Consider the following 14,059-nt stretch of genomic DNA (forward strand, 5'->3'; position numbering starts at 1 on the left):
GCCTATGATAAATCAATTTTAACATCTTGTCTGTCTTGATCTGATGATTCAAAATATAAATAAGTGTGCATTTTTAGAGCTGATGCTGCAACGCTTGATGGCCAAGTTTTTATTGTTGAATTAAAACTACGTACAGATGAATTATAAAATCTTCTTGCAGCCGAAATATTATCTTCGCAATCTTTAATACCTTTTTGCAATTCAACAACAGTAGTATTTACCTTTAAATCTGGATAGTTTTCTAGTAATACATTAATTTTGCCAACTTGGTTTGAGATTGAATCATTTAATTCTTCAAAATTATTTGCTTTTAAAGATGAACTTTTACTTCTTAATGCAACAATTGATTCTAATGTTGATTTTTCATAATTCATATATTGTTTAGTTGAATCAACTAATTTAGTCAACATATCTACTCTTTTTTTTAATTGCACATCTATACCTGATGCTGTTTCTTCTATTTTTTCTCTATTTCTTATTAAATTATTTCTAGTTCCAATGTAAATGAAAATAGGAATTATCAATATAAATCAAAAATAAACAAAGAACTTTCCAAAAAAACTTGAATGTACGTTTTCTTCTATATTTGTCGGGGTTGGATTAAATTCTGCCATATTTTTATATATCCTCTCAATAAAATAATTATATATATAAAATACTATTTGTGTTCATCATTTACTTTAAATTTATTAATTCCAATCGAATTTTCCGTTAAAACACCATCACCATTAATATTTATAAAACCATTTTCAACAAAAATTTCTAATTCTTGATTTTGCTCATCAAAATAATTGGATTCCTTATATTTATCTGTAATTTTAATTACTCTTTGATTTGTTGAACCAATCAAACGTCTTTTTTTATCAAGTTTTGATAATATAAACGGTCCATCTATCAAAATATCTATTTGACTCAAAATTTGTCAATAATGATTTTCTAATACTTCAAATGTAAAACCTGTAAAACATATTACAGATAATTCATATTCTTGACACTTAATTACTAACTCTTCTAATCCGTCTGGTTGTAAAAAAGGTTCACCACCAATTATCGTTATTCCTTCTAGGTTATACATTTTTTTTGAAATAAGAATTTTTTCAACAAGAATATCTACAGACATAAACATTTTTTTTTCTAATGGAACTAATTCTTGATTACAGCATCCAAAACAATTAATTGTACAACCTTGAAATCAGATAACAAATCTATTGCCTGGGCCCTCGACTTCTGATTTCTCAATAAATTTATTAATATTTAAATTTGCCATTAATTGTTTGATTCATCTAATTGAAAATTCATTTGATTATTTATTGCATTGATTAAAATTTGATTGCCTTGTTTTAAACGAGGCAAATTATCAAAAATGAAAACAGATAATTCATCAACAAAATTTTTTTCTAAAGCATTTAAAATATCTCGACCTCCACGTTGATCATTAACATCTTTTAAAATCAACGAAATAAATGCACTATCAATATTTATTTTCAATTTGACACGATATTTCTCATAAACCATTGAAATTATTGGTTTTAGTTTTTGTTGAATAATTTTAGCTTTTAAATTATTATCACGAATAAAATTAAATGGCACTATATTATTTCCAAAACGTCCTAAAATTTCTGGTCTGTTTAATGTATTTGTAAAATAATTTTCAACAAAATCTATAAATTGTTTATGGACATCAGAATTATTTGAATTTGGATTAATTTGAGCAGCTCCTAAATTAGATGTAAAAATAATAAACGATTCACTAAAAGAAACAGTCTGACCTGTATTGTCTGTTAATCTTCCATCTTCTAATATTTGCAAGAATTTATCAAAAATAGATGAATCTGCTTTTTCAATTTCGTCAAATAAAATAACAGAGAAGGGCTTTTCTTTGATTGCATTAGTCAATTGTCCTCCGCCTTCAAAACCAACATATCCAGGAGGTGCACCAATTAATTTTTGGTCACTATTTGATTGTGAGTATTCAGACATATCAAATCTAATAAGATTTGATTCATCACCAAAAACAAATTTAGCAATAGCTTTTGCTAATTCTGTTTTACCAACACCAGTTGGACCTACAAAAAACAGTGTTCCTTTTGGTTTTGTTCTTTTGCTTGAATATGCTATTCCAGTTAAACCAGTATAGGCTTTATAAATAATTTTGGCAACTTTCGAAACAGCTTCATCTTGACCAATGATTTTTTCTTTTAAATCTTGTTCTACTTTATTTAGTCTAGAATAGTCTAAGTCTTCTCATGGCGATTGATGATCTCCATATAAAAATTTATTAAGCAATTTCTCAAAAGAATGCATTTGTCCTAAATTGGCTGAAAATTTAATTAAATGTGTTATCTCTTTTAATGTTCATCCATCTAGTGAATCATAAATTTTTTGCATTTGTGATTCTGATTGTGTTTCTGGAATAAGAAATTGATTTTTAATTGTATTCATAAATGCTTTTCTTGCATTTCGATCTGGCTTTGGTATTGTAATTGTAAATATTTCCGGATTGTTTAAATACATTGCGGGTGGTAATTGTGTAATTTGTTTTGTAATAAAAATAACTGTACTTGATAATTTAGCTACATTCGTCATTCTAAATTTGCCTTCTTTTAATGATTTGGCAAAAAAAGTTAATGAGTTTCTATCATCATCTGATAATTGCATGTCTGAAAATACAAAATCCGTATAATCAACTATGAATAATAACTTTTTATTTATTTCTGTATTTAAATTTCTTTTTAATAACGCAAAAAAATTAAGAGGATTTTTAAAATTAATGTCTTTATCTGCAGATTGTTGTTGCATCGAAGAATCATTATTTGAATCAAATAAATCTGCTACATCATCATACGTGGATGAATTTTCTACTACATTTTTATTTGATTCACTATTTAAAACTAAATTTGAACGATTTCCTAAATGCAAACCATCAACCTTATCTCATAAAAATACATCATCAAATTTTTTCTCTTTTGAAAGTTCATATATTTTTTTTTCAATATTTTCATATCCACTGTCTGAATAATAAATATCATCAACATTGCCATCAATTATTAATGCTTTCTTTATTCCTAATAAATTTTTTATTTGACTAAAAACATTATCTTTGTTATCCATAAATACACCTTAATTCTTTTTTGTATTTTTGTTATTCTTTAATATTTTAGCAGAAGCATTCTTATTTTTAAATGTGGGTTGTCTATATACTTTTTCAAATTCATTTGATGTTCCCAAACCAAAATCACGCAATTTTTGTATAAATGCATCGCTATCTTTATCATGTTCGTGTTCTTCATAGCCATCAAAATCATAAATATATGAACCATCTAAATTTACCTTAAATGTTGCTGTTTCTCCAGTAATTTTTTCACCGCGAATTATTATGTTATTACCATCTTGTGATTTTAAAACATTCTCTCTTTCAACATTAAAACCTAAATTTCTAATTGAAATAATTATTTTTCTAACTATATCTTTTCTAATTTCTTCATCTGTTATTTTTTTCTCTGTTTCTTTAATGAATTCTTTATATGACATTGAAAAATTATCTGATGAAATTTTTTTAACAAAAGTTAATGCCTCATTTTTAATTAAATTTACAGAATCTGAATCATCTTTATAGTTATTTACTAATTCTTTAACAATATTTTCTGCTGAATCCTTTGCCTCTTGATTTTTTATAAACTCATTTAATTCATACATTATTTCATTTGTATTCATATTTATTAATTTACTCATATTTTGATCAAAAAATAATTGTGCAATATTTTTTTGATTCAAATTCTTAAATTCTAGAATTATTTTTTCAAATATATTTTTGAAATTATTCAAAGATATATCATTATATTTTTTTAAGATTAACTCACGTTCCTTTGCTAAAACATTTTTCCTTATTTCTTGTGCCTTTACTTTTATATTTAAAATATCATCCACTTTTCTTTGCAAATAATTATTTATTTCCTTGAAAGTTTCAACAGCAATATGAGTGTCACTTGGAATTTTCTTATCATATGCCTTTTCATTAATTTCTTTATCAAAAAGATTTAATTCTATAAGTAATTGTTCTAATTCATTTACAGAAAGTTTAGAATTATCTATTTCTTTACATTCTGAAATAATTTTTAATATTGTTTCTCTTAATAAATTAATATCTCTTGTTATATGATTTACACTTCTTTGATAGTCCATCAAAACTTCTCTTGCTGTTTTACTCATTGTTTGCCCTTTCAAATTAAATATCAGATATAATTTTATTTAATTGCTCTTCTGGAATTTTTTCATAATTTCCATATGCTAATTTTAATTGATCTATTAAATTTATTTTTTGTGATGAAATAATTTTATTTGCAATATTAACAGTTTTTTCTTCCATTATTGCTAATTGATATAAAAACTCTACTTGCATTGTTGAAAATTTTTCAGGTACATATTTTTTTAATTCATTTGTTAATTTTGCGATATTATTTAATATTTTAAAAGCTCCCAAAAATTTATTTGAATTGTTGGTTTTTGTCTCAATACGTTTATACATTATCTCACTTATCTGTTTATAATACAGAGACATAATGTTTCATAAAGAAATTAGAAAACGTTTTTCCCCCTGTATTTGTTCTGGAATTAATTCAAATAATAAATTACATTGTTCATATACTTCATTGAACTGTTTTCTTGCCTCATCAAATTGTTTCAACAATAACATTTTATACATTAAACCAAATTTATCACAGAAATTAATTAAATTATTATATACTTTTGATTTTGATACATAATTATGGAATTCACCAGGATTTAAACTGTTATTAAAATATTCTAATAATATTGATGAACAATTAAATAAATTTTTCCTTCATGAATGCATTCCATTAATTTGCAATGAATTCGCTATTTTAAAGACTTGTTCAAAATTAAACAATGTTTTTGCCTTTTTTGAAAGTAAAATAATATTTTCTGAATCTGTAAATTTGTAATTTTCAAAAAATTTAACTATTTCATTTGCATTATCTTTTTGAATTATTTCGAAACCTATTTTTGTTAAAATGATCTCTATTTTATTCAATAAAATTGAAGATCCATTTCTATTTATACCTTCTCTTAATAAATTATATTCATTAGAATTGGATATATTTTTTTTCAAATAATTTTCAATCATTAAATCTAATTCATTTTCTTTGTTTACTCTCATCATTAATTGATAAAAATGAATTACTTTGTCATAAGCTTTTTGATCCAATATCGAATAAAAGCTTTCTGTTATTTCATCTATTAGTTGTGATAATAACAATGATAAATCTATATTTGTTGAATCTTTTATTTCGAAAAATAGATTTGTTTTTAAATTTAGCATTCTCAATTGATTTTCTAATAAACCATATGCATTTAATTTATTTTTGTTTGTCAAATAACCTAATGTGATTAAATTAAAGATTTTATCATTGATATTATTTAAATAAATTATTGTCCTATTATTGTCAAAATCAAAACGCTTATTATTAACTTTAGAATTGTAAATAATTATATAATTAATATTTTTAACTATATTATAATTTTTTAGAATTCTTTCAATTGATATTACATCGTCATTATTTATAAATAAAATATCAGAATCTAGTGTATTTGAAATATCGTTTAATGTTAGAGCTAAATCAGAATATGATGTTATATCATAATTACCTCTTTTAGATGCAAAATCACTTTCAACAAATAAATTATATTTTTCCACTAATTTAATAGAAATTTCAGTAATTAATTCACGGTTATTATTTATATATTCATTAGTTTTAGCATCATCTGTTGTTATTATTGGAAGTTTATTTGTGAAAACTTCTAAATTTGCATCTATAATATCTGTAATTTGCGTTGAAAATTTTGCAATAGTAATGTTATTATTTTTATTTATTGATAAATTTGATATTGAGGCATCTACTATTTTTGAATCGCCACCAAAAATATCTTCATTATTTTTTATCAATATATTTATTTGATTAATTATTATCTGTTGATTTAAATTATCTACCAATTTTGATTCAATTAAATACCCAATTGAATATTTTTGTAAATGATTAGTCTTCAAATCCTTTAATGACATTGTAATTTCTTTATTAATTGGATTATAAATAAGATAGGCATTTTTATTTTTTGTCGTAACAGAAATTGTGTATTTTTTTTCTTTAAACGAATCAACAATTTGAGCAGATATATTAAATGAACTCAATGGAGAATATATTCCTTTTGCCTTGTTTGTCAATGAAGCAACTTCATTGTAATTAATAACTTTATTAAATAATAAATTTCTTATTACTCTATCAAAAATGATGATTTTAGATATTTTAAAATCATCTCTTAAAATATCTATTATTTTTTTATTTTTATCTGGATGATTCAAAATAATTTCAATTATGAGATATTCAAAAAAACTTGGATGTCTTGTTGTAACATAAGTAATTAAAATAGGCAAAATTTGCAGTTTAATACCTAATTTTACTTTATCAATTTTCATTATTTTGCCTCTATTCAAATATATCTTTTGTGATTAAAAATGAATTTCAATGTTTAATTCTTGAAATTATATCGTCATATATTGCAAATGTATCTATCAATGACGGATCATTAATATTTGGAATTTCCACTTTAACGTTTGCAACCGCCCTTTCGGAACCGACAATTATTAATAATTTTTGAGCTCTAGAAAATGCTACATTAATTCTTTCATATTTTTTTATAAATTCTCTACTTGAATTTGATAATTTTTTTGGATTTCTGACCATATTAACAATAACAAATTCAGCTTCCTTACCTTGAAAATCATCAACTGTATTTATAATTATATTAATGTTTTTAATTTCTTTTTTGATTCTTGAAAATTCTTTTCTTATTTTTCAAACATGTAATTTATAGAAAGAAATTATTGCCAATGTTGGCTTTGCAAAATGATTTGAATTTTCTAAAGAATTATTTATTTTTTTGATAAGTTCTATTGTTATATCAATTTCATTTTGATTAAAAATACTAGTGGAATTTTCATCATTACCTTCAAAAACAAATTCATCATTTTTATTTTTTGATGAATCAATTCAATAAACAGAATTTTCTGGTGTAATAATTTGATTGTTTATTGAAGATCTAATATCCAAAAAATGCTGTTTATTGATTTCATTTGAAGAGTCCATTGTCAATTCACCACCATAAAAGAAATTAACAATTTCCATAATTTGTTGCGAACTTCTATATTGAATTTTCAGCATTTCTTTTATTGAATCATTTGCGTTGACAATTAATCATTTAAATACAGAATTAGTTAATAATGATTCAAATTCTTCAAAATCATAATTTAAATTTTTTGCCTCATTTACTATTTCTACTTCTTCTGGTCTAATTCCAAAAATTGGTGGTAATTGTCTATAATCTCCAACTAATATTAAATTTCTTCCAAAAACTAGCGGCATTATCAATTCTAACATCGTTGCTTTTGATGCCTCATCTATAATTACAGTATCTACATCCAAAAAATCTAAATTTAAATCTGAAATTCCTAATTGCTCTTCAATTTTATTTTTGTAATCAAAACGTGTTTTACTTGTTAAAGTGAATGCAAATAAATTCGCCATTTCATTTAACATTTCATTATTATATCTTTTTGAATCTATTTTCATATTTGAACTAAATTTATCAGAACTTATAAAATCATCTGCTATTTTATAACGTTCTTGTAAAAAAAAATCTATATTTTTAAATATTGGCTTTAATAAATTTTGTTTTTCTATGAATTGATTTTTCAATTTTTCAAATTCATCTAGATTGTTTTGCAAATCAATTAAAAGATCTTCATCACCTAAATTAAAATTTGTTCTATATCTAAAATTATATTCATCTAATTGTTCTTGTATATTTTTTAAAGAGATTATAGAATTTTTTTTCAAATCAGAAATTGATTTTTCTATTTCGTTTTTCTTAATTTCCAATTCGTTAATTTCATTCTTAGTATTTTTTGATGAAATGTTTTTTTGTTTCAGGCTATTAATTGTAATTTTAATTAAATTCAAAATTTTAATTGTTGCATTTTTAAAAATTACATAATCTGCATCATTTTCTAAAAAATTTTCTGACTCAATTAATTCAAAATTTATTTCATCATCATCTTCCACATTTTCTTGTAAATTTTTTTTGAACTTCAACTTTTTAAATTTTTTGTAATTATCATTATTTTTATAAAAATACGCTTCCATTAATTTAAAAGTTATTAATAAATTATCATTTCTATAATTTTCTTTAAGTAATTTTATAGATAAATTATGAAAATCTTGGGGTGTATTTTTTACAAGAATTTCTTTTACAAGATCATTATTGATAATACCCATTTCAAAATTATAATTTGAAAATACTCACATTAAATTTTCTAAATTATATATTTCTTCCATAATTAAATTGTTTTCAGCTATTACATCATTTTCGATATTTTTTATATTTAAAATAGCGTCATTAATTTTCTTTAATTCATCATTATATTTTATTAATAAATTTCTAACATTCTGCATTGACAAAAAATCTGCATTAAATTTATCTAAGTGAGAAACTTCTGAAACCGCATCTTTAAATATTTCACTTGCCTCACTTAAATTTTCATCAATAATTTTTTTTATTGAACGATAATAATTATATGTCAAACGTTCAGGTGAAAATTCTTGAAACTTATTTTTTTGTTTTTTAAATTCACTTAATATTCTAATTTTTATAAGGTCTGGTTCCAATGGCAATCGTTCTATAACATTGTCAATAGCTTCATGATTTTGTGATGAAATCAAAACTTTTTTTCCCATCTTAATGAGCTGATATGAAATTTCTGAAATAACTTGAGTTTTACCAGTACCCGGAGGACCCTGCAATAAAAATATATCTTTTGATGACAAAGCTTTTCTAACTGCTAACTGTTGTATCTCATTTAAATTAAAATGGAAATCTATATTTAATTTATCTAAAGCATTATTATCGTTTACATCAATCAAACTAGTATTAAACAAATAATTTGCAAGATACGGATTTTTTACGTGTCCATTAGAAATTCTCGTTAATATTTTTGCATTTCTATCTATTAATATATCATCACCAATATTTGTTACTGTTAAATAGCCAGCGTTTAAACCTTCTAAAGTGTAATCATCTAAAATATTTTCATCAAAATCATCGGATATCTCAAATCAAATTATCTTTATTTTTGAATCTTTCAATCATTGTTGTTTAGAAATATCATTTTCCTTTGGCATGTTTCCTAAAATGAAATTTGATTGTTGTCTTCAGAAATCCACAAATAAAAATTCATTTTTATTTGTTGTTATATATTCTGATAAATTAATCGAATTATATTGAGTTTTATCTTCGGAAAAAATTACTTGCATAGCCAAAATTGGTTTAGCTTTTAATTCTGAAAGAGATGTAATATTTTTATTCATAGACATTGGGTTCATTGAAAGAGCACCCAATTTTAAAAGCTCTTTAATATTTTTATCTTCTTTCAGTATAACGGCGTTTAAAGAAATTATTGACACTTTTTCAAATGGAATTGAAAAATTATCAAGTTGCTCTTCAAAATTTGATTTCAAATATATCATTGTATTAGATTTTGCAATTAAATTTTCCTTAAAAATTTGTACATATTCTTTTTTGATATTTTTAATTTCTATTCTCAAGACATCATCATAATATTTATTTAAAAAATAAGGAATCGAATTATTTTTTCTCAACTGTGATAAATCATTTTTAAAATTAATATAATTCATTCATTTTGATTTTTCTTCTTCAAATCCAGATAACATTATTCCTATCTTGTCTATTGAATCTGAATTTATTATATTTCTTCTTGCTAATTCTTCTTTTGAAAAATTTTTTAAATTAAATGATTGTGATTTAATATTATTTATTAATGTTTCAAATGGTAATGGTATTGCTTTTTGACGTGTTAAAAAAAAACTTTTAACATTTAAAACATTTTGTTCTGGATCAATATCTCCAGTTAGTCCTAGCATCAATCCTTCCGGAAAAGCATCTTGATCTATTTTTGTGAATTGAATTCTAATAATAGTATTAAAAAAATTGCGTTTATTTTTTATGTTTGCATCACCTGAAACTAAACATATAAACACTTTTTCTAAAAATCTATTTCTAAATAAATTATCCAAATCTGAATAATTTTTTAGTGTTTTAATATTTAAATTTTTTATTTCAAAATCTAATCTATCTAATTGATCTTTGTAACTCTGACGCAAAAAAAAGAAATCAATAAACAATTCTTTACCATTACCATCTAGTATTTTTGGCATTTGCATGTTTGAAGCTCCTTTCAAATCGTACAAGTAAATTATAACTTATGTTTTAGTTTTACACGAAGTGTTTCCATAAATTTAAAATTGTGTTCATTTGCAGTTGCTACAACAGGCATAATACTTGAAATATTTATACCTAACTGTTTAATGGCATTTACCTTTGCCGGATTGTTTGTCATTAATCTTATTGATTTTATATTATAATATTGCAAAATTTCTTTCACAGCATTATATGCACGTAAGTCAGTTGGCAAATTTAGAGTTGCATTTGCTTGTACAGTATCTTGGTTACTGTGATCTTGCAGTTCTCATGCCAAAATTTCATTCGATAAACCAATCCCTCTGCCTTCTTGATCTAAATAGATAAGCATTCCAATTTGTTCTTTTTCAATTTGTGCAAGTGACATTTCTAATTGTTCCCTACAATCACATCTATATGCAGAAAATACATCCCCAATACATTTTGATTGAATGCGAACTAATAAATTTTGTGAATTATTTATATTATTTTTATATAAAACTGGAATCTGAGAACCGGAAACTTGATCTTGAAATGCAGTTAACATGAATTTACCAAATAAAGATGGATAGTGAGCTCCTTCTGTTGATTTAATCAAAGCCATATTATCACCTCAATACTACTATTATATCATAAAAAAGAAGCTTATATTTTGTCTACTACTCATGGTGTCTTTTCAAAATATTGCAACCCAAATATCAATTAAAAAATAAAAAATCAAGTCCAAGACTTGATTTTAAATATCAAAAATATATAACTAACGTTTTGAGTATTGTGGAGCGCGACGTGCACCGCGTAAACCATATTTTTTACGCTCTTTAATTCGCGCATCACGTGTCAATAGACCCAATGCTCTTAATTGAGTTCTAAAATCTGCAGTAACTTCTAGTAAAGCACGAGCTATTCCTAAACGAGCAGCTCCAGCTTGACCTGAAAATCCTCCACCGCGAACTTGAACACGAATATCAAAATCTGATTTCGTTCCAGTTGCAACTAATCCTTGTTCCATATCTTGCACTAATGTAGCATAAGGGAAAAAATCTAATGCTGGTAATCCGTTAACTGTTATTTGTCCGCTACCTGGCATCAAAATAACTTGTGCCGTTGAAGATTTACGTCTTCCTGTTCCACGATACATTACTGTTGATGAATTTTTTTTAACAACCATTATTTGATTTCTCCTTTTTTAATGATTTTATATTCTACTGGATTTTGTGCTTGATGTGGATGTGTAGAATCTGCATAAACATGTAAAGCTCTAAATTGTGAAGAACCTTGAACATTTTTAGGCAACATTAATCTAACTGCATGTTCAACCATTTTTGTTGAATTCAAACTACGTTGTGTGGCCACATTACGTTGACGTAGTCCGCCAGGATAAAGAGTATGATGAAAGTATAATTTTTTACTTTCTTTTTTACCTGTAAATTCTACTTTATCTGCATTAATAATAATAACATGATCACCATTATTAATATTCGGTGTAAAATTTGGTTTATGTTTACCTCTTAAAAGTACAGCTACTTGAGTTGCCATACGTCCCATTGTTAATCCCTGAGCATCAATTATATATCATTTTTTGTCAATTTCTGACATCTTGATAAGTGTTGTTTGTCTCATACTTATTTCTCCTTAGACTTTCCGGGGCTAAGTTTGTAAGCATGTATATTATATAGCAATTAATAACAATTTATAAAAAAATAAAAATAACTTTAGTTGAATCAAATAAACACAAATTAACTAATGTTTAAAAGAAAAAAATCAAAATACAATCGCAAAAATTATGCCTATAACTGCAATTAATAATCCCATAATAACTAAAATCAGTTTTCAAACACATTTTTTATGAATCTTTCATTTTGTAAAAATAGTTTCTCTATTATCTAATAAAAAATCATTCTTACATATAGCACAATATTTTTGCTTAATTAGTTTCTTAAAATCTTTCATCTAAAATTATTCTTTCTATTTTATTTTTGGTTGAAATAATTAATTATTGATAATGTTTTTCTTTTTCTCATTTTTCATATTTATGTTGGTTATATTTTGTGCTCAATTTGAATATTTAAATAATAAAGTGGCTGTAGTAATTTGAAAAATTCCCGTTGAACACACAATTATCATTATCCATTTAACTTCTAAATTGGTGTATAAAAGTAAAATAACTAGCATGGGTAATCAAAATAAATAAAACGGTAATTGGTCTGAGAGAGTTGGCAATAATTGCCCAGGCCCTGCTCTTAAAATAACAATAATTTGAAATGACAGCATATAAAGCATTGCATTTATTCCTACTCCAATTAGATAATATTTAGCAATAATTTTTGCATTTTTGTCCAAATTTGAAAATACTATATCTGGTACTCAAAAAGATAGCGAAATAACTACTAAACCTAAAATAAAAGATAACACAATTGAAATTCCCACAATTTTTTTAGCATTATCTTTTGCTTTTTTTATTTGATCTGTGCCCAAATATTGTGATATGAATATAGGTACAACAATGTAAAATCCTTGCAAAATGCTTCAAAATAATTCCATAATCGTTAAAACCACATTAACCCCAGCAAGATTTACAGCAGTTTGATTTTTGTCTGTTCTTGAACCTGGATCACCACCAATATGACCTATTATTATTGATTGAATAATGACATAAACTTGGTACAATAATTCTCCAGGAACTAATAATGCAGCAGTTTTACAACATTTCCTTCAAATATAATCTGAAACATAACATCATTTTTTGCCAAATAAATATTCAGGTTTTTTAATTAAAAAATACACAACATAAATCATAAATTCTGTTATTCTACCCATATTAGTTCCTATTGCCATCGCTTGTGCTGTATCAATATTTAATTTTCCCATTGTAGCAGGAACTATTGAATTTGTTGCACAAATTCCTAGCAAAACATCACAAATTAAATCAATAAATATGGCAATAGTTGAAAATATCAATGCTATATGGGCTTTTTTATTTACGTTTAATGTATAAATAAAAGGAATAATAATGGCAATTAAAAAATAAGTCGGTAATGAAATTCAGGTATATTGCGCCCCATATTTATTTAATAATGCGGTATTTGTTTGACCAGAACCGCCACCATCTAAAAATGACAAAATTCTGGGTGGCGAAATTGCACAAATTAAAATTATAAAAATAAATGATACACCAACACACATAATTACTTTTCATCTTGTTGTTTGTTGAACCATATCCATATTTTTTTGACCAATAAATTGTCCTGCAAATATATTACCAACAACAGAAATTCCCGTTACAACAAATAAACATAGGGAAAATAATTGGGCAGATAAAGAAACGGCTGCCACTATTTCTGTTGCGTTATCTTTTGTAATAATTCCCAAAATAAAAATAACAATCAAATTACCTAATGCAATAAAAAAACCTTGTAAAACTCCAGGAATCATTAATTTGAAAACTTCTTTTAAAAATTTTTTATCTGATCAGGCAGATTTTAAACATGAAAACACTGTATTTTTCCTCTCGCATATTATTCAATTGAATGCTTTTTAAAATTTTATTATCATATTTACAATTACGATTTTACTGTATTTACAAATATATCATATTTTGATTATACAATAAGAGATAAATTAAAAAAATAAAAGATTGCATTAAGCCATTAAAAAATCGACATTATTTGTCGATTTTTTAATGAACAGCACTTTCTTAAATGATAAGAATATAATTTGCCTTTTTGTAAAAACT

10 protein-coding genes are annotated in these 14,059 nt (G+C 24.5%); all 10 read right to left on the reverse strand.

The genetic code is table 4. The features are described 5' to 3' along the window. Positions 1 to 2: 2 nt before the first annotated feature. A complete protein-coding gene (locus AACK85_RS03860; RefSeq protein ID WP_338969448.1) occupies positions 3 to 614 on the reverse strand; it encodes a LemA family protein in 612 nt (203 codons plus the stop codon). 44 nt (positions 615 to 658) lie between these two features. Further along, entirely contained in the window at positions 659 to 1,267 is a 609-nt protein-coding gene (locus tag AACK85_RS03865) for a 4Fe-4S single cluster domain-containing protein (protein WP_338969449.1), read from the reverse strand. Further along, positions 1,267 to 3,111: an AAA family ATPase gene (locus AACK85_RS03870; RefSeq protein ID WP_338969450.1), complete on the reverse strand. Its 1,845-nt coding sequence runs from the start codon at positions 3,109 to 3,111 to the stop codon at positions 1,267 to 1,269. Before AACK85_RS03870 ends, AACK85_RS03865 begins: the two co-directional genes overlap by 1 nt. Before the next feature lie 9 nt (positions 3,112 to 3,120). Further along, complete coding sequence (locus AACK85_RS03875) at positions 3,121 to 4,209, reverse strand: hypothetical protein (RefSeq protein ID WP_338969451.1); 1,089 nt, start codon at positions 4,207 to 4,209, stop codon at positions 3,121 to 3,123. A 16-nt stretch (positions 4,210 to 4,225) separates the two neighbouring features. Continuing rightward, positions 4,226 to 6,490, reverse strand: a complete 2,265-nt coding sequence (locus tag AACK85_RS03880) for a hypothetical protein (RefSeq protein ID WP_338969452.1) — start codon at positions 6,488 to 6,490, stop codon at positions 4,226 to 4,228. A 10-nt stretch (positions 6,491 to 6,500) separates the two neighbouring features. Continuing rightward, positions 6,501 to 10,310 (reverse strand): AAA domain-containing protein, encoded by a 3,810-nt coding sequence (locus AACK85_RS03885; RefSeq protein WP_338969453.1) that lies wholly within the window; start codon positions 10,308 to 10,310, stop codon positions 6,501 to 6,503. Between the two features lie 32 nt (positions 10,311 to 10,342). Beyond that, positions 10,343 to 10,930, reverse strand: coding sequence for a GTP cyclohydrolase II (locus tag AACK85_RS03890; RefSeq protein ID WP_338969454.1), 588 nt, complete (start codon positions 10,928 to 10,930; stop codon positions 10,343 to 10,345). Between the two features lie 153 nt (positions 10,931 to 11,083). Next, the gene (rpsI, locus tag AACK85_RS03895; RefSeq protein ID WP_422397525.1) at positions 11,084 to 11,494 is read right to left on the reverse strand and encodes a 30S ribosomal protein S9; all 411 of its coding nucleotides are present in this window, start codon (positions 11,492 to 11,494) and stop codon (positions 11,084 to 11,086) included. Further along, the gene (gene rplM, locus AACK85_RS03900; protein WP_338969455.1) at positions 11,494 to 11,946 is read right to left on the reverse strand and encodes a 50S ribosomal protein L13; all 453 of its coding nucleotides are present in this window, start codon (positions 11,944 to 11,946) and stop codon (positions 11,494 to 11,496) included. The genes rpsI and rplM overlap by 1 nt, the downstream gene beginning before the upstream one ends. A gap of 369 nt (positions 11,947 to 12,315) precedes the next feature. Then, entirely contained in the window at positions 12,316 to 13,821 is a 1,506-nt protein-coding gene (locus AACK85_RS03905; RefSeq protein ID WP_338969456.1) for an MATE family efflux transporter, read from the reverse strand. Positions 13,822 to 14,059: the final 238 nt, after the last annotated feature.

Origin of the sequence: Spiroplasma endosymbiont of Labia minor, from assembly GCF_964019845.1 — a bacterium.
Taxonomy (GTDB): Bacteria; Bacillota_I; Bacilli_A; order Mycoplasmatales; family Mycoplasmataceae.